Annotated in this window: 22 protein-coding genes; 6 read left to right on the plus strand and 16 right to left on the minus strand. The window is 61.9% G+C overall.

Annotation, left to right across the window (positions count from 1 at the left end; all coding sequences use genetic code 11):
• Positions 1-104 precede the first annotated feature (104 nt).
• Both ACK8OE_RS06710 and ACK8OE_RS06715 read left to right on the plus strand, forming a co-directional pair.
• Positions 105-641, plus strand: a complete 537-nt coding sequence (locus ACK8OE_RS06710; RefSeq protein ID WP_410271907.1) for a protoglobin domain-containing protein — start codon at positions 105-107, stop codon at positions 639-641.
• Positions 642-726: 85 nt separating this feature from the next.
• Entirely contained in the window at positions 727-1,563 is an 837-nt protein-coding gene (locus ACK8OE_RS06715) for a class I SAM-dependent methyltransferase (RefSeq protein WP_410271908.1), read from the plus strand.
• Here ACK8OE_RS06715 and ACK8OE_RS06720 read toward each other — a convergent pair.
• From ACK8OE_RS06720 to ACK8OE_RS06770, 11 genes are all read right to left on the minus strand, one after another.
• On the minus strand, positions 1,550-3,694 hold the full coding sequence (locus ACK8OE_RS06720; RefSeq protein ID WP_410271909.1) for an exonuclease domain-containing protein: 2,145 nt from the start codon (positions 3,692-3,694) through the stop codon (positions 1,550-1,552). The genes ACK8OE_RS06715 and ACK8OE_RS06720 overlap by 14 nt on opposite strands.
• Positions 3,695-3,763: 69 nt before the next feature.
• Positions 3,764-4,744: a type II secretion system F family protein gene (locus tag ACK8OE_RS06725; RefSeq protein WP_290797322.1), complete on the minus strand. Its 981-nt coding sequence runs from the start codon at positions 4,742-4,744 to the stop codon at positions 3,764-3,766.
• 16 nt (positions 4,745-4,760) lie between these two features.
• Entirely contained in the window at positions 4,761-5,741 is a 981-nt protein-coding gene (locus ACK8OE_RS06730) for a type II secretion system F family protein (protein WP_290797325.1), read from the minus strand.
• A gap of 36 nt (positions 5,742-5,777) precedes the next feature.
• Positions 5,778-7,394 (minus strand): CpaF family protein, encoded by a 1,617-nt coding sequence (locus ACK8OE_RS06735; RefSeq protein ID WP_290797327.1) that lies wholly within the window; start codon positions 7,392-7,394, stop codon positions 5,778-5,780.
• Between the two features lie 9 nt (positions 7,395-7,403).
• Positions 7,404-8,831: a pilus assembly protein CpaE gene (locus ACK8OE_RS06740; protein ID WP_410271910.1), complete on the minus strand. Its 1,428-nt coding sequence runs from the start codon at positions 8,829-8,831 to the stop codon at positions 7,404-7,406.
• Between the two features lie 8 nt (positions 8,832-8,839).
• Positions 8,840-9,526 (minus strand): CpaD family pilus assembly protein, encoded by a 687-nt coding sequence (locus tag ACK8OE_RS06745; protein WP_290797333.1) that lies wholly within the window; start codon positions 9,524-9,526, stop codon positions 8,840-8,842.
• Positions 9,527-9,537: 11 nt separating this feature from the next.
• Positions 9,538-10,968, minus strand: a complete 1,431-nt coding sequence (locus ACK8OE_RS06750) for a type II and III secretion system protein family protein (protein ID WP_290797336.1) — start codon at positions 10,966-10,968, stop codon at positions 9,538-9,540.
• A gap of 26 nt (positions 10,969-10,994) precedes the next feature.
• Positions 10,995-11,909, minus strand: coding sequence for a Flp pilus assembly protein CpaB (cpaB, locus tag ACK8OE_RS06755; protein WP_410271911.1), 915 nt, complete (start codon positions 11,907-11,909; stop codon positions 10,995-10,997).
• A gap of 173 nt (positions 11,910-12,082) precedes the next feature.
• On the minus strand, positions 12,083-12,607 hold the full coding sequence (locus ACK8OE_RS06760; protein WP_290797342.1) for a prepilin peptidase: 525 nt from the start codon (positions 12,605-12,607) through the stop codon (positions 12,083-12,085).
• Positions 12,608-12,719: 112 nt separating this feature from the next.
• A complete protein-coding gene (locus ACK8OE_RS06765; RefSeq protein ID WP_410271912.1) occupies positions 12,720-12,896 on the minus strand; it encodes a Flp family type IVb pilin in 177 nt (58 codons plus the stop codon).
• A gap of 75 nt (positions 12,897-12,971) precedes the next feature.
• Positions 12,972-13,136 (minus strand): Flp family type IVb pilin, encoded by a 165-nt coding sequence (locus tag ACK8OE_RS06770; RefSeq protein WP_290797348.1) that lies wholly within the window; start codon positions 13,134-13,136, stop codon positions 12,972-12,974.
• 376 nt (positions 13,137-13,512) lie between these two features.
• Here ACK8OE_RS06770 and ACK8OE_RS06775 point away from each other — a divergent pair, with 376 nt between their 5' ends.
• From ACK8OE_RS06775 to ACK8OE_RS06785, 3 genes are all read left to right on the plus strand, one after another.
• Complete coding sequence (locus ACK8OE_RS06775; RefSeq protein WP_290797351.1) at positions 13,513-13,941, plus strand: pilus assembly protein N-terminal domain-containing protein; 429 nt, start codon at positions 13,513-13,515, stop codon at positions 13,939-13,941.
• A 203-nt stretch (positions 13,942-14,144) separates the two neighbouring features.
• Positions 14,145-14,606: a TadE/TadG family type IV pilus assembly protein gene (locus ACK8OE_RS06780; protein ID WP_410271913.1), complete on the plus strand. Its 462-nt coding sequence runs from the start codon at positions 14,145-14,147 to the stop codon at positions 14,604-14,606.
• A complete protein-coding gene (locus tag ACK8OE_RS06785) occupies positions 14,606-15,160 on the plus strand; it encodes a TadE/TadG family type IV pilus assembly protein (RefSeq protein WP_410271914.1) in 555 nt (184 codons plus the stop codon). Before ACK8OE_RS06780 ends, ACK8OE_RS06785 begins: the two co-directional genes overlap by 1 nt.
• Here ACK8OE_RS06785 and ACK8OE_RS06790 read toward each other — a convergent pair.
• The 5 genes from ACK8OE_RS06790 to ACK8OE_RS06810 all read right to left on the minus strand — a co-directional run bounded on the left by ACK8OE_RS06790 (position 15,157) and on the right by ACK8OE_RS06810 (position 21,949).
• Positions 15,157-16,551, minus strand: coding sequence for an anthranilate synthase component I family protein (locus ACK8OE_RS06790; RefSeq protein ID WP_410271915.1), 1,395 nt, complete (start codon positions 16,549-16,551; stop codon positions 15,157-15,159). The genes ACK8OE_RS06785 and ACK8OE_RS06790 overlap by 4 nt on opposite strands.
• Positions 16,552-16,949: 398 nt before the next feature.
• Positions 16,950-18,413 (minus strand): S41 family peptidase, encoded by a 1,464-nt coding sequence (locus tag ACK8OE_RS06795; protein ID WP_410271916.1) that lies wholly within the window; start codon positions 18,411-18,413, stop codon positions 16,950-16,952.
• A gap of 109 nt (positions 18,414-18,522) precedes the next feature.
• Complete coding sequence (locus ACK8OE_RS06800) at positions 18,523-19,662, minus strand: murein hydrolase activator EnvC family protein (RefSeq protein ID WP_410271917.1); 1,140 nt, start codon at positions 19,660-19,662, stop codon at positions 18,523-18,525.
• Positions 19,663-19,830: 168 nt separating this feature from the next.
• Positions 19,831-20,883 (minus strand): ribonucleotide-diphosphate reductase subunit beta, encoded by a 1,053-nt coding sequence (locus ACK8OE_RS06805; protein WP_410271918.1) that lies wholly within the window; start codon positions 20,881-20,883, stop codon positions 19,831-19,833.
• 232 nt (positions 20,884-21,115) lie between these two features.
• Positions 21,116-21,949, minus strand: coding sequence for a tetratricopeptide repeat protein (locus ACK8OE_RS06810; protein ID WP_410271919.1), 834 nt, complete (start codon positions 21,947-21,949; stop codon positions 21,116-21,118).
• A gap of 118 nt (positions 21,950-22,067) precedes the next feature.
• On the opposite strand from ACK8OE_RS06810, the gene ACK8OE_RS06815 reads away from it, so the two are divergent.
• The gene (locus ACK8OE_RS06815) at positions 22,068-23,480 is read left to right on the plus strand and encodes a leucyl aminopeptidase family protein (RefSeq protein WP_410271920.1); all 1,413 of its coding nucleotides are present in this window, start codon (positions 22,068-22,070) and stop codon (positions 23,478-23,480) included.

Below are 23,480 nucleotides of genomic sequence, written 5' to 3' on the forward strand. Positions count from 1 at the left end.
GGTAGCGTGACACCATGACGCAGGCGGTTTTTGCCTGTCCTTGGGCGCTGATTAAACAATTGGGTACAGGCTGTGCGGCTCACCATCCTGTCTGGAGTACCCGCATGTCAGCTTCTTTCTTTTCCGCCACCGCCCTGCACGACCCGCTGGTCGGGGCACGCCGTCTGGCGCTTTATGGCATAGACGGGGATATGTGCCGAAACGTGCGGGCGCACCGGGCGTATCTGATGGACCTGCTGCCGGCGTGTCTGGAACGCTTCTACGCGCATCTGGGGGGCTTTCCGGAACTGGACGATTTTTTCGGCGGTGAGGAGCGGACCGCGCGGCTGATCAGCGGTCAGTTAAGGCACTGGGACTGCGTGTTGTCGGCGGAATTCGACGACGTCTATTCGGCCTCGGTGGCGCGGGTGGGGGAGGCGCATTTCCGCATCGGCTTGTCGCCCAAGCTGCACATAGCTGGCTACAGCCTGATTCTGGACTATCTGTGCGCCGCCATCATGGAGACCTATAGCGCCACCTATCCGGACGCCGAAGCACAGGCCGTAGCCATTCTGATCCGGCATCTGACGCGGCTGGTGGTCTATGATCTGGAATGCGCCATGAGCGTCTATGTCGATCAGTCGTCGAGCGTTTTTATCTGAGCGTGTGCAAACGATAGCTTTGGGGCGTTGCCGCAAAAAGGCCATAATTCGCCGCACCTTGGTCGTCCATCACAGGAGGACTTCCATGCGCCCTGCCCGCACCCTTACCGCCCTTATCGCCGCGACCGGCGCCCTCAGCCTGGGGGCCGTCACGCCCGTTCTGGCCCACGAAGGCCACGACCATCACGAAGCCCACGCCAAGGCCCCGGATGCGGCGCTGAAAGCCGCCATCGACGGCGCGTGGCGTACACCGGAAAACAAGGCGCGCGATCAGTACCGCCACCCGGCAGAGGCGCTGGCCTTCTGGGGTCTCAAGCCCGGCGCCGATATTGTCGAATTCTATCCCGGTGCCAAAGGCTGGTGGACGGAAATCCTGGCCCCCTACGCCCATAAAACCAAAGGGCGCTACACCGGTGTGATGAACAACACCAATGATGCCGCCTTCTGGGCCGAGGTAGCGGACAAGTCGATCTATGGCGAGGTCAGCGCCTCCACGCTCGACGCCCTGCCGGCAGGTAAGGCCGATCTGGTGCTGATCGCGCGCGCCTTCCACAACTGGGCGCGTCAGGATGGGGCGACCGAGCGTCATTTGGAGGCCGCGTTCAAGGCGCTGAAGCCCGGTGGCATTCTGGCGGTCGAGCAGCATCGCGCGCCGGAAGGCTCAGACCCCAAGGCCGGGACGGGCTATGTGCCGGAAAGCTATGTCATTGAGGCGGCGAAAAAGGCGGGCTTCGTGCTGGCCGGCAAGAGCGAGATCAACGCCAATCCGAAGGATGATCATGACCATCCGTTTGGCGTGTGGACGCTGAAACCCATCCGCAGCAGTGGCAAGGGCGACGCCGCCCTGACGCCCGAACAACGCGCGCAGTTTGATGCGATTGGTGAATCCGACCGCATGACGCTGAAGTTCAAAAAGCCGTAACGGCAGACAGCCGCTTCGCATTGACCATTTTCAGCAATTCCGCTGCCGCCATCGCGTCCGACAGGGCGCGGTGATGGTTGGTCAGCTCAATGCCAAACTCACGCGACAGCGGCCCCAGTCCGTAGGCCGCCAGGCCCGGAAAGTGCCGTCGCATCGACGCCACGGTACACAGCTTGGGATAACGGAAGGGGCGTTCCAGCCGCCGATATTCCGCTGACAGGAAGCCGTAGTCGAAATTGACATTGTGGGCGACGAAGACCGTGCCTTTCAGAAAGGCGTCCAAGGCGTCGGCAATGTCGGCAAAGCGCGGGGCGTCCCTGACCATCGCATTGCTGATGCCGGTCAGTTCGGTGATGAAGGGCGGAATGCGGCGTTCGGGATTGATCAGGCTTTGCCAGATGTCGATGATTTCACCATTGCGGATTTTGACCGCGCCGATCTCGGTGACGCGCTCATAGGCCGCCTGTCCACCGGTCGTCTCGATATCCACCACCGTATAGACCTGATCCGGATCGGGGCGGAAGGCGACGCGCAGTATGCCGGCCTCAAATCCCGCCTGCCGCAGCAGGTTGAGCCTTGCCAGTTGATGCCGGCGCACCTGATCGCCTTCGCCCTTGACCTCGATAAATTTGACGCCGCCCGAACCGATGAGCAGCAGGTCAGGAAAGCCGTCGCGCAAGCCCTGAAAATCGCTGCACAGGGCCGCCATTATGTCACGCACGGCCTTTCGCGGGGCGGCGCTCAGAAAGTCACGCAGCAGGTTCCCTAAACCCGGCCACCAGCCGAAGACGCCATTCTCACGGCCTTCGTGGCGGGCGAGGGTATCGGCGATCAGCGGCCAGCCGCGACCCGTTTCGAGCGCATCCAGACGCTCTGTCACGGCGTGCGGGAACAGGGCGGTGAAGCGATTGTCTTTCAGGGCCTGCGGCATCCAGTCGAATTCCGAGGCCAGCGATCCCGGGTGTTCAAACAGTTCGTCCCAGAACAGCAGACCGAACAGGGCCGGCCACAGGCCGTTTTCGACGTGGTGCGCCGTCCAGCCCTGCGCCTCGTAATGGCGGATGGCCGCCAGCTCCGGCAGGCCGCGATAAAGGTCATCGGCACCGATCTCTTCACCGTTGCGCAGCAGGTCGGTAAACGCACTGGTGCGTTTCTTGCCGAACTTGCGGCGGTAAAAGTCGTCGGCGAACAGGAAGGCCTCATCGTGCGCCGGGGCGTCGAGCATGGACTCCAGCAGGCCCAGCACGCGCTCTGTCTCGCCCCGCCCGTGCAGCAACCGGATGGTGCGTTCCTGACTCTCGAACAGGCCCGATTGCGCGTAAAAACCGATGGCCTGATCCGTGTCCTTCCGGCGTTCAAAGAAGCGCCCCAGATCGTGCATCAGCCGGTCGCGCAGGCCTTCGACAAACGGCGTGGCGGGGGTGGGCAGGGTATCGGCGCGTTCGGCCAGTCGCTGATAGTCCTCTGGTGTTGCCCCCTTTAATGACCGTAACGCCTGCGTATAGGCATGGCCGCCCAGCGCCTCCTCACGGCTGACGAAACGCGCCTGATAGGCCGTCTGGCCGCGCACAGAGACGACGCCCAGATCTCGCAGGGTAAAGGCCGTCAGATTGTCGCTCAGCTTGCCGAAATAGAGGTAGAGCAGGAAGCCAACCGTCTCCCGATGCCCCGGCACCCAGGTGGTCTGTGAAAAGCCCGCAGCGAAATCGTCAAACGGCAAGGCCGCCTCGACCGCCCGTGCCACCTGGGCTTTCGACCACTGGCGCGACAGGGCGATGTCATGGTCACGCGCCATCTGCTCCAGCACGGGCCGCGTCAGGGTATCGAGCCATGACCGGTAATCTTCGGCGCAAGCGCGACGCGCGAACCCGGCCTCGGCCAGTTCCTCCAGCCGCCATTCGATCTCAGCGATCTCGGCATAGACGAGGTCAGCGGCCGTAAACACCGGCCGTTTGCGGTTCGACATGCGGATAAACAGGCACTGCGCCTCAAGGCTCAGACCCGTAAAATCCGCAATGAAGTTGTGTTCAGCCTCACCCAGTACGCTGGCATAGACCTCGCGCACAAAGGCCAGCATTTCGCTGAAATGCGCGTGGTAATAGGTCGGCGGCAGGACAGGAAAACGCGACATGATCGACCTTCTGGCGTGTCACCATGTTCTTTATATGTTCCCACCTCGCCGCGCAAGCCGTCGCGACGCCTACTTCTTATGCATCATGTCCATGATGTTGAGAATGGCCGGGCCCAGAATGACGACGAACAGCACGGGCAGAAAGAAGACGATCATCGGCACGGTCAGCTGTGCGGGCAGGGCTGCCCCCTTCTTTTCCGCCGCCGACAGGCGCAGTTCGCGGTTTTCCTTGGCCATGACGCGCAGCGCCGTTCCCAGCGGTGTGCCGTACTTTTCGGCCTGAATCATCGCCGTACAGACGGACTTGATGCCCGGATAGTTGGTGCGGCGCGCCAGCCCCTCATAGGCCATGCGGCGTTCGGGCAGGTAGGACAGCTCCGCCACCAGCAGAGACAGTTCTTCAGCCAGTTCGATGGAGGCCGAACCGATTTCCTGCGACACTTTTTGCAGGGCGGCTTCGATCGACATGCCCGCTTCGACGCAGATCAGCAGCAGGTCAAGCGCATCGGGAAAGGCGGCGACGATCGAGGCGCGGCGCTTGGAGGCGGCATTGCTGATATAGATGTTGGGTGCGTAATAACCCGCAACGAACATGGCAACGCAGATCAGCAGCTTGATGTTCTGCGGCTGACCGAAATCGTTGACCACATTGATGTAGAAGGCCGCAAACGCCCCCAGAACGAAGGGCATCAGGAAACGGAAGAAGTAGAAGGTGGTGACCGGTTTGGGGCCGCGGAAGCCCGCCATGGCCAGCTTGTCCACCACCTTGGGGTCTTCGAGCAGGGTCTTCAGATTCAGGCGATCGACGATGCGCTTATAGAGGCTTTCATCGGTTTGACGCAGGCCGCTGTTGCCGGATTGAACCATGGACTGACGGGCCTGCCGGCGCAGTTCTTCGCGGCGTTGCGCCACGGCCTTCATCCGCTTGTCCAGTTGCTCACCGGACAGGGACGAACGCATCAGCGTCAGCACGGCGAAGAACGCCAGTATCGCAACCACCACGGCGATCAGATTGGCCGGTTGCATCAGGGTGTAGGCCAGGTCTTTCATCTGAAAATCACCCGCCTTAGAATTTGAAATTGATCATTTTGCGCATCATCAGGATGCCGGAGGCCATCCACACGGCCCCGCCCAGCAGCATCAGATTGCCGCGCGGATCAGACAGAAGCGGCGCCATATAGCCGGGATTGGTGATGTAGATCATGGTGCCGACGCCCGGCGGCAGGACGCCAATGATACAGGCCGAGGCGACGGCTTCGGACGACAGGGCCTTGATCTTTTCGCGCATCATGCGCCGTGAACGCAGGACGTGCGACAGGTTGCCCAGCGCTTCGGCCAGATTGCCGCCGGTCTTTTGCTGGATGGCGATGACAATGGTGAAAAAGCGCAGTTCCGGGGTTGGCATGCGCTCGCACATTTTTTCGAGCGCCATGTCCAGCCCCATGCCGATGGCGATGTTTTCGTTCAGGCGCTGAAACTCCGGCCCCAGAGGCGCGGGCAGTTCTCGGGCGATGACCTTCAGGCCGTCATGAACCGGCAGGCCCGACTTGATACCGCGTACCAGGATGTCGATGGCGTCGGCAAAACTGGCGGTGAATTTGGTAATGCGGCGCTTGGCCAGAAATGACAGAACCCAGCGCGGCGCGCCATAGCCAAAGGCGAAACCGGCACCCAGCGCCGCCAGAGCGTTTCGGCTGACGACGAGGACGATCACCGCCGCGATCAGGCCCCCGGCAACGGACCAAATCCAGAAGGTTTTCACATTGGGGGTGAGGCCTGCGTGCTGCAAACGCGCCGTCAGTGACAGACGCGCCTTGCGTTCGCGCTGCTCGGATTCCTTGAGTTGCAGCAAAATCTGCTTGCGGCGCTCCTCAGGGGTGCGGCTGGCGGCGGTGCGCTGGCTCTTGCGCTTGGCGGCTGAGGTGGCGCCTACCGCGATGGCCTGCGCGCGCTTGGTCGCAACCTCGGAGCCGCCACCACCGGTCAGCACGAAGCCGAGCGACGCGAGGATAACAAAGCTCAGAAAGGCGATGAGGACGATCATCATAGCCGGTCACCGGCTTCACAGAAGGAGATGACGGGCTTATTCCGCAGCATCGAGCGCCTCCGCCAGTTCGCGCTCCAGACCATAATAACGCGCGCGGTCCCAGAAGCGCGGACGACCGATCCCGGTCGAACGGTGGCGACCGATGATCTTGCCTTCCTTGTTTTCGCCCTCGATCTCATACAGGAACAGGTCCTGGGTGATGATGACGTCGCCTTCAAGGCCCAGCACTTCGGTAATGTGGGTAATGCGGCGTGAACCGTCGCGCAGGCGGGCGGCCTGAACAATGATGTCCACCGAGCCCACGATCATTTCGCGAATGGTGCGCGACGGCAGGCCATAACCGCCCATGGTGATCATCGATTCCAGACGCGAAATGGCTTCGCGCGGGGAGTTGGCGTGCAGCGTGCCCATAGAGCCGTCGTGGCCGGTGTTCATGGCCTGCAGGAGGTCGAAGGCCTCCGGGCCGCGCACTTCGCCGACGATGATGCGCTCAGGACGCATCCGCAGACAGTTCTTGACCAGATCACGCATGGTGATCGCGCCCTGACCTTCGAGGTTGGGCGGACGGGTTTCCAGACGCACCACATGCGGCTGCTGAAGTTGCAGTTCGGCGGCGTCTTCACAGGTGATGACGCGCTCGGTCGGGTCGATGAAGGCCGTCATGGTGTTGAGCAGCGTCGTTTTGCCCGAACCCGTACCGCCGGAGATCAGCACGTTACAACGCGACGCCCCGATGACCCCCAGCACGCGCGCCCCTTCCGGGCTGATGGAGCCGAACTCCACCAGATTCCGCATGGTCAGCTTGTCTTTTTTGAACTTCCGGATGGTGAGCGTTGGGCCATCGAGCGCCAGGGGCGGCGCGATGACGTTAACGCGCGAACCGTCCGGCAGACGGGCGTCACAGATGGGCGAGCTTTCATCGACGCGGCGACCGACCTGCGACACGATGCGCTGACAGATGTTCATCAACTGCCCATTGTCGCGGAAGCGAACATTGGTCAGTTGCACCTTGCCGGAGACTTCGATGAAGACGCGGCCCGCGCCATTGACCATGATGTCGGCGATGTCGTCGCGCGCCAGCAGCGGTTCGAGCGGCCCATAGCCCAGAACGTCATTGATGATGTCCTGAACCAGCGCGTCCTGCTCGGCGATGGACATGGAGACGTTCTTGATCGTCACCAGTTCCGAGACGATGTCGCGGATTTCCTCTGATGCCGCCTTTTGGTCCAGTTGTGCCAGTTGTGACAGGTCGATGGTGTTCAGAAGCGCGTTGAAGATCGCTGTCTTGGTGGCGTGATAATAGTCCGATTGCTCGCGCACGATCTCGGTAACCGCCTGCGCCTTGTGCATCTGGTCGATACCGGCGGCCAGCTTGCCGCCCTTGACGGCGGGCTTGTCGCTGCTGCGGCGGTCTTCGCTGGCCTGAGGGGTGTCGGCCAAGCCCTGCGGGCGCGTAGCGATATCGCCGGCTGGCTTGGCAGGCGGTGGCGCACCCTTGATGTCCTTGGGCTTATCAGCGGAGGCGTTGCCACCACCCAGCGCCTGAGGGCGCATCTGTGCGGCGGCCTGCGCGCCCGGTGACGGGGCGGCCGCGCGCGCGGCGCCGAAGCCGGCAGGCTTACCCGATGAATCCGTGGGGCGCTTTCCGAACACCTGTCAGCCTCACTTCTTCTTCGGGAAGAATTTCCCGATCAGCGAGGTGGAGGCCGTCTTCTTTTTCGTTTCCGCAGTGCGGCCGGTGATGGTGGCGGTCAGGGTCAGAAGCGCCTCGTGCGCCTTGGACGCCGGGGCGCATTCGCCGATCATCTGGCCGTTATTGGCGGCCTGACCGAAGGTCTTGGCATCGAAGGCGATGGTGCAGGCGGGGGCAACCCCCAGGGCCGCCGTGAAGTCCTTGACCGGGATTTCCGGACGGCCCGGCATATCGACCTGATTGAGGACGACGCGCGGCGGGTTATCGTTCGGGCGGAAGGATTTCAGCAGTTCGATCAGGTTCTTGGCATTGCGCAGACTGGCGAGGTCCGGCGTGGCGACGATCACCACCTCATCGGCGGCGATCAGGCACTTTTTCAACCACGGCGTCCACACGTGCGGCAGGTCCATCACGATGAACGGCGCGACGGAACGCACCTTGCGCGTCACCTCTTCGAAGGCCTCCTCATCGGCCAGATAGTCCTGATCGAGCGAGGCCGGGGCCGAGAACAGCGACAGGCGTTCGGTACAGCGCGTCAGCATACGGTCCAGCAGCACCTGATCGAGGCGGTCGGGCTCGTTCAGAGCGTCGGCCATGCCTTGCAGCGGGTCCTGATTGAAGTCGAGCCCGGCGGTGCCAAACGGCAGATCGTAATCGGCAATGACCGTATTGGCCTGCATCACTTCCGACAGGCTGTGCGCGAAATTATGCGCCAGAACGGAGGAGCCGGCCCCGCCGCGCGCGCCGATAAAGGCAATGGCGCGGCCGACGAACGGCGTTTCCGGATCGTTGAACAGGGTAGAGATGGATTTGATCAGTTGCAGCGGCTTGACCGGTGCGACCATGTATTCCGACACACCCTGACGGATCAGTTCGCGGTACAGAGAAATGTCGTTGTGCGCGCCGATCACGACGACCTTGGTATTGGTGTCGCAGACTTCGGCCAGCCGCCCAAGCTGTTCCAGCAGACCATGCGCCGCCTGCTTCGATTCGACGATCAGCAGCGACGGAGTCGGTTCGTGCTGATAGACAGCGATGGCTTCTTCGATGCCACCGCGGCGGACCAGCGACTGGGCACGCGCCATGCGACGGTCGAGAGCCGCCGTGTCGCAGGCCTGAAGCGTTGCGTCATTTTCGGGGAAGAAGTGGATGCCGATGCGCGGGATGGATACCGCACCGAGTTCATCCGTGGGCTCGACGGCGGCGAAACTGGCGGCGGTCAGGGCCTGACGCGGCAGACCCGGCGCGGGCGTCAGCGGGTGCAGATCCTCTTCGGGCAGATCCTCGAAAGGGTCGCCCAGATCAAGGGCATCTGCCGCCTCGTAATTCTGGGTGAAGCTGTCGTCGGCGTCGTCGAAGCTGTCGAACGGGTCGGTCTGTCTGGCAGTAGAGGACATGGACGGGCTCACTTGATGACCTGGGCGACATTGCTCTTGGCGGCATCATCCTTGGCCGCCGAGGTAACCTCGCCCTTGCGATACTTGTCGATAATGATGCTGCGGCGTCCCGCGTCGCCGGGTGTCGCAGGCTGCGGCGCGGCGATATCGCGCGGATCGTCGATCTGCGCCGCCAGATTGGCATTGATGGCGCAGCCCAGATTCTGTGGCGCGGCATTGTGGCGGGTGGCCGCCAGATTTTCCCATTCCTGATTACAGTCATTGACCACGGCGCGGTATTCCCGCGTGATCAGGCTGACCACATCGGCCGGCTGGCTTGCGCTGGTCGTTTGCGATACGGCGTGGACGCTGACCTGATGGTCGTTGAAATAGGCGCGAATGGCCGCCCCGGCGCGCAGGGCGTCGGGCGTATTGGCGGTCAGGATGGTGATGTCCACCGCCTGGCCGCCGTTCCAACTGGCCTTGCGGGCCACCTGATCAAGGGCGCGGCGCTGATTTTCGGACAGGCCACTCTTGGGGTGGATCTTGAAATGCAGGGCGTCGGTGCGCGACTCGGCCTGAAGCGGATAATGGTCAAGCGGCGTCGGTGCCAGAGACTGAAGGCTGGGCGGGGTGTTTGAGGCGCAGGCCGACAGCAGGGCAGTGCCGAGGACAAGGGCGGTGAGTCTGAAGGTGGCCGGGCGGTTCATGGGCATGTCGCGGGTTCCTATTCGATCACATAGCCGATGGGGGCCTGATAGCTGCCGGCCGGAGGCGGCGCTTCGGCGACTTCACCGCGCTTGGCACGCACGGATTTGTTCAGACGTCCGAGGAAAACGGATTCGAGGTCAGAGGCGACCTGGAAATTGTCGGCCGGGGTCTGGAAGGCGTCCGGCGACTTCGCCGAAACGATATAGGGCGTGACGATGACGACCATTTCCGTTTGCTCATCGAGGAAGTCGCGTGAGCGGAACAGGGCCCCCAGCACCGGTATCGTGGTCATGCCGGGCAGGGCGTCAATGCTCTGCTTGTACTTTGATTGCAGCAGCCCGGCGATCATCAGGGAGCCGCCCGACGGCAGTTCGACGGTGGTTTCAGCGCGCCGCACCGACAGGCCGGGAATGGTGAAGGTGTCATCCAGCGTGAAGGCACCGGTATTGACGATTTCCGAAACCTCGGTCGAAAGCTTCAGTGAGATGGTGCCGTTCGACAGCACCACTGGTGTAAAGCCCAGACCGACGCCGTAGGTCTTGAATTCAACGGTGATGCGACCCTGAGCATCCTTCGCCACGGGCACGGGGAATTCGCCGCCTGCCAGGAACTTGGCCGATTCACCGGAAACCGCAGCCAGATTGGGCTCGGCCAGGGTGCGCACCAGACCGACGCGCTCAAAGGCTTGAAGCGATGCCGACAGCAAGTTGTCGGCATAGCCGATCTTCATGCCGCCCAGCGCCTTGCCATTGGTGCCATAGGTCGGCGTGTTCTGCAGGGCGTACTGCACTTCGCCGGTCTGACCGGACAGGCCGTTGAAGTTGAAGCCCATCTGCTTGATCGAGGACTTCTGGACCTCGACGATGCGCACCTTCAGGCTGACCTGATCCTTACCGGCGATGGCCAGCATGTTGATGATGTTTTCCGGCTTTTCGGCAAAGGCCACCGACAGGCGCTGAATGGCCTCGGACTCGCTGGCGTTCGCCACCACGCCCGACAGGATCACATAGCCATTGACGCTCTGCACCTGCACATCTGACTGCGGATAGAGCTTGCGCACCGTGTCCGACAACTGATCGGTGGAGACGCCAACGCGGACCTGAAGGTTGAGGATCTGACGCCCTGTGGCGTCGAAGAAGATGGCGTCCGACTGACCGGCGGTGACCCCCAGAACAAAGATGCGGCGCGGGGTGCGCAGCACGGCGTCGGCGACCGCCGGATTGGAGACGAAGACGTCGGCAGCGTCCACAGGCAGGTCGATCACCGCCGAGCGCCCTTTGGCGAGGTTGAGCACCTGTGTGCGAGCACCTGAGGTCTGGGTCTGCACGCTCATGGGACTGCCCAGCGAGGTGTAGGGCTTTGGGGCGGCCTGAACGCCGGTGGCCGCCAGACTGCTCATCAGCAGGCCAGCGGCAAAAACGGTGAAGGCGAGAGGGGCGCGTGCCATGTCAAAACGTCTCTTCATCGAAACTCTCATCGGGATACCGGCACATCGGTGCCCTGGCCATTGCGATAGACGACCACCTTGTTGCCGGCGCCGGCTGGGGAAGGCCCGACGCGACCGGAGGGGCCCCCGACATCGGCATAGGAACGCAGCATCAGCGACAACGGCCCCTGCGCCTTGGCCTGTGCCAGAGCCTCGCCTTCTTCGGGGCGAACCTCTAAGGTGGCGGTGGCCCCGATGACCGAGGGCTGATCGGACTTGGCTTCGACCGTCTGATCGACGGCCAGCACCTTGACATTGCGCAGGACCGGTTTGGCCACGTGCGAGCTTTGGCCATTATTCTGGACCTCCATCGATACGACGATATCGACGCGGTCGCCGGGCAGGATGAAGCCGCCCGCCGTGCTTTCGACGGTCACCGGCACGGCCATGGCGCGCATGCCGGGAGCCAGCATGACGGCCATGAAACCGCCCGCATCGGCGCGCACGACCTTGCGCGCCACGATCGGCTCATTGGCCAGCATTTCCTCGCGCACCACTCCGCCCAGCACGGCGTCCATGCCGCGCGTCGGGTTCAGCACCTTATCAGCCGCATCGGCAACCTTAGCGGCCCCGGTCTGGACTTTTTTGTCCAGCGCCTTGTCTTCGGCGGACTTGGCTTCGGCAGCGGCGACGGGCGTTACCGGCCGGTCGGTGAAATAGGACTCGGTGATGCCGTCTTCCGGCCACGCTTTCCACGTCAGGTCGGCTTCGGCGATGCGTTCCCCCACCTTCAGGTGACGCGCGGCGACCAGCACCTTCACGGCGGAGGCCTCGGCTGAAACCTTTTGCGAGGCATTGGCGTTGGATGCGCCATTGCCGCCGATCATGCCGCGCACGACCAGCGCCAGCAGAAGCGCTGCGACCGCGGCTATGCCCATTACGACAAAACGTGACGCCTTCATGGAGGTTCCCCTTCAAAGCCCCGGCGGCGTTCTGGCGCGCACGGATAGCCAGTCAATTGGCAGTTGCGGCGAATCTTGGCTTAACGGTGGTTAACGGGAGCCTAAAGAAAGCTAATGGCCGGACGAATTTGTGAAAATGATACCGGAAACACCCATTTGCACGTCTGATCTGCCTATCCGGCCAGCCTGTTCAGCAACGGCCACAGGTCGCTGTAGGGAATGGCCAGCAGGCCCCCGGCACAGATGGCGACCCCATAGGGGATGTCCCCTTGCGGCTTGAGCAGGGTTTGCAGCCACTGAGGCAGGGTGGGGGTATAGATTTGCAGGAACTGCCGTGCCAGCAGCAGCAACAGGGTAAAGGCCCCGCCCACCAGAGCGGTGTAGGTCAGAAAGGCCAGAACGCCTTCCGGATGAAACCACAGGGCCGTCGCCGCGAGAAGTTTGGCGTCGCCACCGCCTAAAACCTTGAAGGCGAAGGCGGCAAAGCCCACAACGAGAATGCCCAAACCGATGCCGGTATGGAGGGCTATGCTGAGGGGTGACAGGCCCAGAAGCAGGGCGGCGGGAAAAAAGACGCCGGCAAGGATCAGGCTCAGGCGGTTCGGAATGGTCATCGAACGCAGGTCGCTGATGGCCGCCCAGACGAGACAGGCCGGATAGACGACGCAGAAGAGGGCGGGGATCAGAACGGCGGGCATCGGTCAGAGGCTCTCGATGGCGATTTCACAGAGGCTCAGCCATAGACCGAACAGGGTTAAGAGAGTGTTTTACTGCAAATAGAGGCGATAAATTAAAGACCGGACCGCCGGTTCAGTTTGTCAGCGCGCCACCGATTTTGTCGCCGAGCGCCTTATAGTGTTCCTTCATGGAGTCGCCCCAGGCCAGTATAGCCGTCGATGCCACGAGAAAGATCAGGGCCGCAATCAGGGCGTATTCAAGAGCGGTTGCGCCGGTCTCATCTGTCCAGAAGGTTTTGAGCGTGGGCATCGGCGAGGTCCTGAAAAAAAAGGGCCGCAGACATCGATCTGCGGCCCTTCGCCTGGGTTGCTAAACCGCGGTCAATTAGCCGACGGCGTCTTTGATTTCGGTGAACTTGGCTTCCAGGTTGGTGCCGATGGTGGTCAGCACGCTGATCAGGACGACGGCGATCAGGGCGGCGATCAGGCCGTATTCGATAGCCGTGGCGCCCGATTCGTCTTTAGCAAAGTTCTTGATGAGGTTGGTCATGAGAGTCTCCATTAGAGTAGTATGCTAAGCAAGTGAGGTTTAACTTCGGACCGGGGTGGTGAGTTGTTTGGCTCACTTGCTCCCGAACACGAATGCAGAATATGGGATCGCAATTAATATGAAGTAAACAATGGAAATTTTATGAGATTTTTCTATAGTTAATAATGATTTACTGTAAATTTTCGTTAAGGTTAATTCTCATAAACGATGTTGTATATTGAAATTTGGTCAAATTTTTTTCCATTAATATTGCGTTCAGCATTTTTAAACATATCTTGTTTACCTGTGTTCCTAACCTGAAGCTCATATTCCTGAGGCAGGCTGGAAGCTGCGCCGGGGGCACAATCGTCCAGCGCCTTTGCAGATGGAGGCAAAGATGACGAAACAGATGATAATGGCCGCGTGTCTGGCTGTGGCGGCGCTTTTACCCGTCGGTGCGGCCGAAGCCGCCAGCAAGATCGTGGTCGAAAAAAACCACAGCGCACGGGTGGTCCTGCCGGCACCTGCCGGATCGGTGATCGTCGGAAATCCCGATGTGGCCGATGTGACCGTCGTCGATTCGCGCACTATATATATAATCGGTCGGGGCTTTGGCCGGTCTTCGGTTTCGGTCACCGACAGCACGGGCCGCAATATTTTTGACGCCGATGTCATGGTGGGCACACCGGTCGAGGGGGGCGTTACCGTTTATAAGGGCATGAAGTCCAGCACCCTGATCTGTGGTCGTACCTGCATCGAGCAGACCGACGGGATGCAGTCGTCTTCCACCCCCGCGCCGGCACCGCCACCTACCCCGGCGAGTTAATCCTCCAATTTAACCCCCTGTTGACTCCCTCTCGTTTAGGATGTGGACACAGTTCTTTTGATGGGACGGACAGGGTGCGCAGACTGCTGACCAAAACCGCGATTTTTCGCCGCCGCCCCGGAGCGCACGGCGAAAGCCGTTTCACACGTTTCGCAACGCGTGCCAGATTTGGCCTATGGCGTGACCGCCGGGGTTCGACCGCGGTGGAATTTGCCGTTATTGCCCTGCCCTTTTTTGGTTTGATCATGGGCTGCCTCGAACTGGCGATCGTGCTGGTTGCCGGCGTGTCGCTCGATCTGGCCGCCAGCAAGGTGTCGCGTGAGCTGCGGACCGGCCAGTCCACCAAGCCGACCACGTCCAGCGCCTTCATTACCAAGGTCTGCGCGGAAATGGCGTGGCTGGGGTCGGATTGCACATCCAAGATGCGCGCCGATGTCCGCACCTTCACCAATTTCAAAATGGTGACCGAAGCCCCCAACGTCATCGTGAACGGTGAATTTACCAACCTGCAATATACGGCAGGGGGCAGCAGCCAGATCCAGCTGGTGCGCGTCTATTATCCCTGGCGGGTCGTTTCGCCGTTTATGAAGCCCGGTCTCGGCGCTCTGAGCAGCGGGGAAATGGTTGTCTCCTCCACCATCGTTTTCAGAAACGAGCCCTTCTGATGCTGAGATGTCTGGGTAAACACCTGCGGTTTGGCCTCCGGGCGCAAGGCGGTACGGCAGCGGTGGAATTCGCCCTGATCGCGCCGGTTCTCATTGTCATCTACTGGGGGCTGGCCGATCTCAGCCTCGGTCTGATGGCCAGTCGCCGCACGTCGCACCTGGCCGCCAGCATGGGGGACCTGGTCGCGCAGTCCGAAAGCCTGACTCAGGCCAATGTGGACGATATTTTTGAAATCGGCAGCAGTATTCTTGATCCCTTTCCCGCCGAGACCAAGTTACATATGCGTATCTCCAGTGTAACGCGCAATGCGACCACCGGCGTTATCGCGGCGGACTGGACACCGGCTCCGAGCAAAAACTGGCAGGGCACCCTACCGTTTGATACCAAAGGCCTGACCACGGATCAGTTGCCTGCGGGCCAGACCCTGATCGTCACCGAGGTCATCTACGACTTCACGCCGCCGATCGGTAAGTTCCTGCCCATCAATACGACGTTCAAATCGACGACCTACCATCATCCGCGGTCGGGCAGTCAGATCCCGTTGAAACCTTAATATCTGCGCTCCAGCACCTGTCGGAACAGGGACAGCTTGGTTTCGGTTTCGCGGCGTTCATCGGCCGGATCGGAGTCGGCGACAATGCCGCCACCCGCACTGACCCTTAAGTGCCATTGGCCCCTTTCGTCGCGTTCACAGGCGGCCGTGCGGATCAGCACATTCGAGTCCATGGCACCCGACGCATCGACCCAGAACAGCGAGCCACAATAGGGACCGCGCGGCGCCTCCAGCGCCTGAATGACCTTCATGGCCTGCACCTTGGGCGCACCGGAAATCGAGCCGGGCGGGAAGGTGGCCAGCAGCACATCGGCGGCTGTGTGCCCGGCTTTCAGTTGCGCGGTGACGACGGACACCAGATGATGCACATTGGGATAAGATTCCAGCGCGTTCAGGGCTTCGACGCGCACCGAGCCGACCTCGGCGACCTTCGACAGGTCGTGACGCATCAGATCGACGATCATCAGGTTTTCGGCGCGATCCTTGGCGCTGTTCAGCAGTTCCTGACCCAGCTCTGAGTCAGTCTGCGGCGTGTGCCCGCGTGGGCGCGTGCCCTTGATCGGACGGGTTTCCATGCGCCCGTCGGCCTCAAGACGGATAAAACGTTCCGGGCTGTTCGACACCACGGCGCGGTCGCCAAAGCGCATAAAGGCGCCGAAAGGACTGGCCCCTGCTTCGGCCAGCGCCTGTAAAATGTGATCGGGCGTGAGGCCGGGTTTCAGAGCGCCGCGCCAGCCGCGCGCCAGATTGGCCTGAAACAGGTCACCGGCATGGATTTGCGCCACCAGCGTCGCCACCTTCGCCTCAAACTCGGCGTCCGGCGTTTCGCTGAGTAACGGGCCGTCCATCAGGGCGGTGGACCGGCGCGGGGACACCACGGTTTCGGCCTGCGCCACCAGAGCCTCGGCCCGCTGACGCGCCGCTTCGGGCGTTGTGCCACGCCCCAGAACCAGACGCCGCTTCTGATGCAGGTCAAAGGCCAGAACCGCCGAAAAACGCATCAGCACCAGTTCGGGCCACGGTTCAGCCCCCAACTCAAACGCACGCAGCGGCAGGTTTTCCAGCCGCGGGCCCAGCTCAAACCCGGCCAACCCGATCAGCCCGCCGCTAAAGGGCGGCAAATCCGCGATGTCGTTACCGTGGACATGGGTGTTACCCAACGCCTGCGCACAGGCCGTGCGCAACACCTCTTCCGGGTGGCGCGCATCGTCAAAGGCAAACACCTCTGTGTCATCGGGTGCCACACACAGCCACGACCAGCGCCCCAGCGCCCCGCCATCGGACAGGAAACCGGCGCAACGCTCCGACCTCAGCACGCTACCGAAAAAGACTTCGGGCGGCCGGTAGGGCAGCGACACAATATGCAGATGCTCAGGAAACGGGGGCGTCATTGGTGTTCACGGCGGGCGGCTTCAACTCTCACGGCAACTTGATTCGCCCGTTAAGCCATTGAGGATCATTATGATTGCAGGTTTCGCCACACAAGCCTGTCTTTTTAGACACTCTCTGGCATGTATGACGAGTGGCCTATGGATGGAGGTCCATGAGATGTATCCTGACGCCCGGTGCGACGCATCGGGCGTTTTTTTTCAGGTCTTATACGCGCTCTGCCCGTGTGCGGATGTAAAAACCCCCGCCCAAATAAAGGATACCAACGGCCGAAGATGCTGACCGCATCCGGCCGTTGAACACACGAGACTGTCTCATATGTGTCAGTGAGATGAGACCGTCTCGAAAGGCATACCAAGAGCCATTTTCAATGACTCTTGGTATGATGCGGGGGTGTCGCTTACTTCGGTTGCGCCGAGCTTGAGGATGACGACGACGAAGCGGTCGCCGTATTGGGAGCCGCCGCCGGGGCTGGTTTGGCCGGACCGGCCTTTGTCTTGCCGGCAAAGCGCTCGCTCGGCGTATCGACCAGATCGGACATGGCCAGCTTGAGGCCGCGCGGGTGCGCCGCCGCCATCTTCACGTCGCCGCCATAGTTCAGCACGTCGATGGCGCGCGCCAGTTGGAAGTCGCCGGTTTTGACGTCGTAGGAATCCGGCGGCACTTCGGACACAACGTGCGCTTCCTGACGCTTCTTGCCCTCATCGGCATCCAGCGCGTTCTTGTAATCGGCTTCGGAGAAGGAATAGGCGCGGTTGGCGATCACCTTGGCCTGATCGCGCGATTGCGCCACTTCCAGATCGGGCTCGATGCCCGTCTTCTGGATCGAGCGGCCCGACGGCGTGTAATAGCGCGCAATGGTCATCTTCACCGCGCGGTTTTCGCCCAGATTGATGACGCTCTGCACCGAGCCCTTACCAAAGGTGGTCAGGCCGACGGTCGAGGCCCGCTTGTGATCCTGAAGCGCGCCTGCAACGATTTCCGCCGCCGAAGCCGTACCCGGATTGGTCAGCACCACGATCGGCTTGCCGTTCATGATGTCGCCCTTATGGGCCTGATAGCGGGTGATGTCGTCGGGCTTGCGTCCGCGCTGCGACACCACTTCGCCACCTTCGAGGAACAGGTCGGCGACGCCCACCGACTGATCGAGCAGACCGCCGGGATTGTTGCGCAAATCGAGGATCAGCCCCTTCATCTGCGGGTTCTTCGTGCGCAGATCGCTCAGCGCCTCATAGGATTCGCGCGCCGTATTCTCGTTGAAGTTCGAGATGCGCAGATAGCCGTAAGCGCCTTCCATGCGCGCCTTGACCGACTTCACATTGATGATTTCGCGCTTCAGCTTGAGGTCGAACGGCTCGTCCTTGCCTTCGCGGTAGATTGTGAGCGTCAGGTCCGTCTCCGGCGTCCCCTTCATCTTGGAGACGGCCTCGTTCAGGCGCATCCCCAGAATCGAGGTGCCGTCGATGGCGGTGATAAAGTCGCCCGACTGGATACCCGCCTTCATGGCCGGGGTGTCATCCATCGGGGTGACCACCTTCACCGCGCCGTCTTCGGACTGCACCTCAAGGCCGATGCCGCCATAGGCGCCCTTGGTGCGTTCCTGAAGGTCGGTGAAATCATCCGCCGACAAGTAGTTGGAATGCGGATCGAGCGAGGACAGCATCCCCTGAAGCGCGGCTTCAATCAGCTTCTTGTCGTCCACCTCGACCACATAGTTCTGCTTGACCAGCGCCACGACGTCGCCAAACAGCTCAAGCATTTCATAGGTATCGGACTTGGGCGAAAAGGCTGGCTGATTGGCGTAGGCCACCGCACCGATGCTCAGGGCCAGAGCGGCGACGCCGCCCAGGAAGTAATTTCTCATATAGTCCTCGTTAGGGTCACAGACCCTGTAATGGCCACCCGCAAACCTGCGGTGGCACAGACGCTCACTACCCATACTACAGGCTTTTAATGTGGCGTAAACAGGGCCTTTACAGCTTGCTCAGATCGAAGCCGGTGGCCGGATTGACGGGGTTTTCGCCTTGGCGCAGCTCCATATAAAAGACCGTCGGCTTGTCGGTCAGATTGGGCGTGCGCCCCAGCGGCTCCCCCCTGGCCACGGTGCGGTTGGGATCGACATAGACCCGCCCCAGCCCCGTCATCACCACGTGATAGTCATTGCCGATATCGAGAATGATCACCTGACCATACCCGTCCAGCGGCCCGGCATATTCAACGCGGCCATTGCCGGGGCTGCGCACCTGCGCCCCCGGCGTGGTCTTCAGCCGCAGGCCGCGGCTGGTCTGACCGTCCACCGTCTCGCCATAGCTGGCGGCCTTTTCACCCACCACAGGCAGTTGCAGGTCGAGCGTGCGGCTCTGGGCCGGGCGCAGCGGCGAGGGCAGGCCCAGCAGGGTCCGCTGCCGCGCCTCGAGCTCCAGATTGCGCGCCTCAATGGCATCGGCTTCACGCAAAAGCTGGTCTTCCAGCGCCGCCCGATCGGCCATCAGGGTCTCTAACTGCTTCTGTTGCTCCGACACGTCGCTTTCGGAAATAAACAGCGCCTCGTTCTGCAAAGCCGCCTCGCGCCGCACGCGGATCAGGTTGCGGTTCTCCTCTGACAGCACGGCAGCGCGCTTTTTCAGCTCCGGCGTAATCTCTTTCAGCAATATGGCCGCGATCACCGCGTCATTGGCCTTGCGCGTCGAAACGAAAATCGTCGGCGGCGGGTTGCGCGAATAGATCTGCAAGGCGCTGAGCAACCGCGCCTGCTTGTTGCGCAACGTCCCCAGCCGCCGCGTCATATCGGCCTCAAGCAGGCTCAGCGTCTCCAGCCGCGCGCGATAGACCGCCGCCCGCTGCTCCGACGCCCCCTGCGTGCGGGCAATGTCGATCATCTGCGCGCGCAGCCGCTCGATCTCCTGCGCGATCTCCCGCGCCGACTGATGCTTCTGCTCGCGCTTGCGGGCATTGGCGCGCAACTCTGCCCCCAGCGTGTCCAGCTCGGTCTGCGCCTGCTTGCTTAAGGGTTTCTGAACCGGCTGCGCCCCCACCGTGCCCGTGCACAACAGCACGAGCAGCGTCAGCGCAACCGGCTTGGCGGCGCGCAGCAGGGCAGGGTAAGGGATCATCCGCTCAGGCTAACGGGAGAAGGTTAATGCGCCGTTAGGGGAGGTTAATTGATTCAAGATGTGGGGGCGCAGCCCCCACACCCCGATACAAAAAAGCGCCCTATTGCCTGACAATGGAGCGCTTTAAACATCCTGGGTTTGGGGCCAGCGGCCCCAAATCTTTATGCCTTACACATTCACGCCGCGGGTGGCTTCCGAGCGCTTTTTGAGCAGGGTATCGAAAGCGTCCCACACACCTTCGCCGCCGGTCCATGAGCCCTTGGTCGCGGCCTTGGAGTATTCGGTGGCGCGGGCTTCGAAGAAGTTGGCGTGTTCGACGCCCGACAGCAGCACCTGAAGCCAGGGCAGCGGGTTTTCCTGCACGCCGAACACTTCGGGCAGTTCCAGTTGACGCAGGCGCCAGTCGGCGATGTAGCGGATATATTGTTTGATGTCGTCCGGCGTCATGCCTTCGACGGGTCCCATTTCGAACGACAGGTCGATGAACTTGTCTTCGAGGCTGACCACGGTTTTACAGCAATCGACGATGTCATCGGCCACGGCCTTGGTCACCGCGCCGGTTTCCTTGTTGAAGGCGTGGTAGAGCTTGATGATGCCTTCGCAGTGCAGGCTTTCGTCGCGCACCGACCACGAGACGATCTGCCCCATGCCCTTCATCTTGTTGAAGCGCGGGAAGTTCATCAGCATGGCGAAGGAGGCAAACAGTTGCAGGCCTTCGGTAAAGCCACCGAACATAGCGAGCGTGCGGCAGATATCGGCATCGCTATCGACGCCGAACTTCTGCATGAAGTCGTGTTTGTCGCGCATGGCCTCGTATTCCATGAACGCGCCAAACTCGGCTTCGGGCATACCGATGGTTTCGAGCAGCAGGGCATAGGCGGCGATGTGCACGGTCTCCATATTGGCGAAGGCCGACAGCATCATCTTGATCTCGGTCGGTTTGAACACCCGACCGTATTTTTCCATGTAGTTGTCCTGAACCTCGATGTCCGACTGCGTGAAGAAGCGGAAGATCTGGGTCAGCAGGTTGCGCTCATTGTCGTTCAGCTTGGACGCCCAGTCTTTGACGTCTTCGCCCAGCGGCACCTCTTCGGGCAGCCAGTGCACCTGTTGCTGCTTTTGCCAGAAGTCGAAGGCCCACGGATAGCGGAACGGCTTATAGGCAATCGAGGGGGTAAGCAGGCCCGCCTTGGGCTGGGCACCGGGGATGATGAGGCTCATGGCATGACTTCCGAATCGACACTGAACTGAGGCCCCATATCACCACACTTTGTAGTTAACACCAGATGAATATCTACATCTTGTGTGGGCACAATGTCGCGTCTGGGGATAATTGGCCGCGCGGGTGAGTCGCCCGTCGCGCGTGCACCCTAGCACAGGCGCGGGGGCAGACAGGAGTCCCATTCTGGGGTTTTGGCCCGCATTTATCTTACGGGCGGCGCGGTTTTACAGATCACCCGCCCTTGAGGCTGTTCCAGTCGCGGGCCGGGGCCGTGGCGCCGGCGGGTTTCAGCGAGGCCTGAAGCCAGGCGAGGTTTTTATCCGCCACATCCGGCGGCAGGTCCTGCCGCAGCAGTTTTTCCGCCTCGGCCAGCTTGCCCTGCATCCCCAGAACGAGCGCCAGATTCTGACGCACCTGAATAGTGGCGCCGGGCAGGGTGACGGCGCGGCGCAGAATGGTTTCGGCCTGCGCCAGATCGCCATTGCCGGCCTTGTACATGGCCTGATTGGTGAGGACGGCGGGGTTGTCGGGCGACAGGCTGAGCGCCTTGTCCCACATGGTCAGCGCCTCTTCGCTGCGCTTGGTCTGGTCATAGGCCACGCCCAGAAGCGACCAGACGCGCCAGTCATTGGGTTTCAGCGTTGAGGCGGTTCGCAGCGGGTCAATGGCGTAGAAGGCGTCATTATTGGCGATGTGGCCGCGCGCCGCCGCCAGCAAGGCCTCGTAATTTTGCGGCGCGAACAACAGCACGCGGTGCGCCGTATCGGCGGCTTCCTTGGGGTTGCCCAGTGCGCGCTGCGCTTCCGACAGGGCCAGCCCGGCCTCAATATCGGTCGGGTCGTTGACAAATTCGCGGTTGAAGAAGGCCGCGCGCCCCAGCGGGTCGAGGCGCATCGCCGCTTCGCGTTCGGCCCTGGTCGCCTTGACCGGCTTGGGCGGAGCCGGTGTCTCCACCAGCTTGACCGATTTCAGGCCTGATTTTTCGGCCGGTTTGGCGTCTTCGGCGGCCAGAACGGGAAAGGCCAGCAAACCGCCAGCGAGCAACAGAACGGCAAGACGGGTCATGCGACACCCTGAGACGGCCGGAGGCGTTCTGGCCTCGCAAAAACGAATACGGCTTTAAGCTTTGATTTAGACCCCTAAATATATGGTTAAACCCTCTGCTGTTCCTGAGAAGACTGCCATGCCCAAGCCCTTGCCCAACCCGCCCGCCAAAACGCCGGAAAACATCATCTTCGGCCTGTTTGAAGACGAGGTAGAGGCGGCGCTGTCCGCCTTGGAGGCGACGCAGGCGGCGTTTTTGCGGGCGAAGGGCTTTACGGGGAAGGCGGGGGGGCTGGTCGTGCTGCCGCTCAATGGCGGTCTGGCGGCGTGGTTCGGTCTGGGGGTGCGCCGGGCCTATAATCCCCTGGTCTTCCGCGCTCTGCCGGGGCAGTTGCCGTCCGGCGTGTGGCGGCTGAAGGCCGATGAGGGGCTGGATCGCAAGGCCATCCATGTGGCGTTCCAACTGGGGGCTTACGTCTTTGATCGCTATAAGGCAGGCAAGGCCTTACGCGATGAGGTGCGGCTCGACACCAGCGACCTCGATGCCGAGGCGCGCGACGCCGTGGCGCTGGAGGTTTCGGCCCACGATCTGGTGCGCGATCTGGTCAATACGCCCGCCAATGATATGGGCCCGGCGGAGATTGAAGCGGCGGCGAGAGCTCTGGCTTCAGAATTTGGCGCGCAGATCAGCGTCATTACCGGCGATGAGCTGCTGCGCGAAAATTTCCCGGCGGTGCACGCCGTGGGCCGCGCGGCGGTCGAAGCCCGCGCCCCGCGCTTTATCGAAATCGACTGGACGCCGCAGGTCGAGGATATTTCCGATGTCCGCAAGCCGGTGATCGTTCTGGTCGGCAAGGGCGTGGTGTTTGACACCGGCGGCCTGAACATCAAGGGCGGGGCCGGTATGGCCCTGATGAAAAAGGATATGGGCGGCGCGGCGCATGTGCTGGGGCTGGCGCGCCTGATCATGGGGGCCAATCTGCGTGTGCGGCTGCACGTGCTGATCAGCGCCGTGGAAAACGCCATTTCCGGCGACGCCTTCCGACCGGGCGACATCATCGCTTCACGCGCCGGGCGCTCGATCGAGGTCGGCAATACCGATGCCGAAGGGCGGTTGATTCTGGCCGATGCCCTGACGCGGGCGGCAGAGCTGGAGCCCGATCTGACGCTCGATTTTGCCACCCTGACCGGCGCGGCGCGCGTGGCGCTAGGGCCGGAAGTCATCCCCTTCTATACGGACGATGAAGAGATGGCGCGGCGGCTGGAGGTGGCGGCCATTGCCGAGCACGACCCGCTGTGGCGGATGCCGCTGTGGGCCGGGTATCGTGACGCTTTGGAGTCCGATATCGCCGATCTCAGGAACGATCCGCAGGGTTGGGCGCAGGCCGGATCGGTCACCGCCGCTCTTTTCCTGCAAAAATTCGCGCCACAGACGGGGGCGTGGGTGCATTTCGACCTCTACGCCTGGAACCCGCGCGGCCGTCCGGGCTTCCCCGTCGGGGCCGAGGCCCAGACCCTGCGCGCCGTCTTCCGCCTGATCCGCGGGCTGTGA

The sequence above is a fragment of the Asticcacaulis sp. W401b genome (genome assembly GCF_046503825.1).
GTDB lineage: Bacteria > Pseudomonadota > Alphaproteobacteria > Caulobacterales > Caulobacteraceae > Asticcacaulis.

What these genes read in the sequence shown, in the direction of transcription:
- ACK8OE_RS06765 (WP_410271912.1), bottom strand. Translation starts at nt 12,896, where the DNA reads ATGCCCACGCTCAAAACCTTCTGGACAGATGAGACCGGCGCAACCGCT.
- ACK8OE_RS06760 (WP_290797342.1), bottom strand. Translation starts at nt 12,607, where the DNA reads ATGCCCGCCGTTCTGATCCCCGCCCTCTTCTGCGTCGTCTATCCGGCC.
- ACK8OE_RS06740 (WP_410271910.1), bottom strand. Translation starts at nt 8,831, where the DNA reads ATGTCCTCTACTGCCAGACAGACCGACCCGTTCGACAGCTTCGACGAC.
- ACK8OE_RS06805 (WP_410271918.1), bottom strand. Translation starts at nt 20,883, where the DNA reads ATGAGCCTCATCATCCCCGGTGCCCAGCCCAAGGCGGGCCTGCTTACC.
- ACK8OE_RS06790 (WP_410271915.1), bottom strand. Translation starts at nt 16,551, where the DNA reads ATGACGCCCCCGTTTCCTGAGCATCTGCATATTGTGTCGCTGCCCTAC.
- ACK8OE_RS06775 (WP_290797351.1), top strand. Translation starts at nt 13,513, where the DNA reads ATGACGAAACAGATGATAATGGCCGCGTGTCTGGCTGTGGCGGCGCTT.
- ACK8OE_RS06770 (WP_290797348.1), bottom strand. Translation starts at nt 13,136, where the DNA reads ATGACCAACCTCATCAAGAACTTTGCTAAAGACGAATCGGGCGCCACG.
- ACK8OE_RS06745 (WP_290797333.1), bottom strand. Translation starts at nt 9,526, where the DNA reads ATGCCCATGAACCGCCCGGCCACCTTCAGACTCACCGCCCTTGTCCTC.
- ACK8OE_RS06715 (WP_410271908.1), top strand. Translation starts at nt 727, where the DNA reads ATGCGCCCTGCCCGCACCCTTACCGCCCTTATCGCCGCGACCGGCGCC.
- ACK8OE_RS06750 (WP_290797336.1), bottom strand. Translation starts at nt 10,968, where the DNA reads ATGGCACGCGCCCCTCTCGCCTTCACCGTTTTTGCCGCTGGCCTGCTG.
- ACK8OE_RS06710 (WP_410271907.1), top strand. Translation starts at nt 105, where the DNA reads ATGTCAGCTTCTTTCTTTTCCGCCACCGCCCTGCACGACCCGCTGGTC.
- ACK8OE_RS06795 (WP_410271916.1), bottom strand. Translation starts at nt 18,413, where the DNA reads ATGAGAAATTACTTCCTGGGCGGCGTCGCCGCTCTGGCCCTGAGCATC.
- ACK8OE_RS06730 (WP_290797325.1), bottom strand. Translation starts at nt 5,741, where the DNA reads ATGATGATCGTCCTCATCGCCTTTCTGAGCTTTGTTATCCTCGCGTCG.
- ACK8OE_RS06810 (WP_410271919.1), bottom strand. Translation starts at nt 21,949, where the DNA reads ATGACCCGTCTTGCCGTTCTGTTGCTCGCTGGCGGTTTGCTGGCCTTT.
- ACK8OE_RS06800 (WP_410271917.1), bottom strand. Translation starts at nt 19,662, where the DNA reads ATGATCCCTTACCCTGCCCTGCTGCGCGCCGCCAAGCCGGTTGCGCTG.
- ACK8OE_RS06720 (WP_410271909.1), bottom strand. Translation starts at nt 3,694, where the DNA reads ATGTCGCGTTTTCCTGTCCTGCCGCCGACCTATTACCACGCGCATTTC.
- ACK8OE_RS06725 (WP_290797322.1), bottom strand. Translation starts at nt 4,744, where the DNA reads ATGAAAGACCTGGCCTACACCCTGATGCAACCGGCCAATCTGATCGCC.
- ACK8OE_RS06785 (WP_410271914.1), top strand. Translation starts at nt 14,606, where the DNA reads ATGCTGAGATGTCTGGGTAAACACCTGCGGTTTGGCCTCCGGGCGCAA.
- ACK8OE_RS06815 (WP_410271920.1), top strand. Translation starts at nt 22,068, where the DNA reads ATGCCCAAGCCCTTGCCCAACCCGCCCGCCAAAACGCCGGAAAACATC.
- cpaB (WP_410271911.1), bottom strand. Translation starts at nt 11,909, where the DNA reads ATGAAGGCGTCACGTTTTGTCGTAATGGGCATAGCCGCGGTCGCAGCG.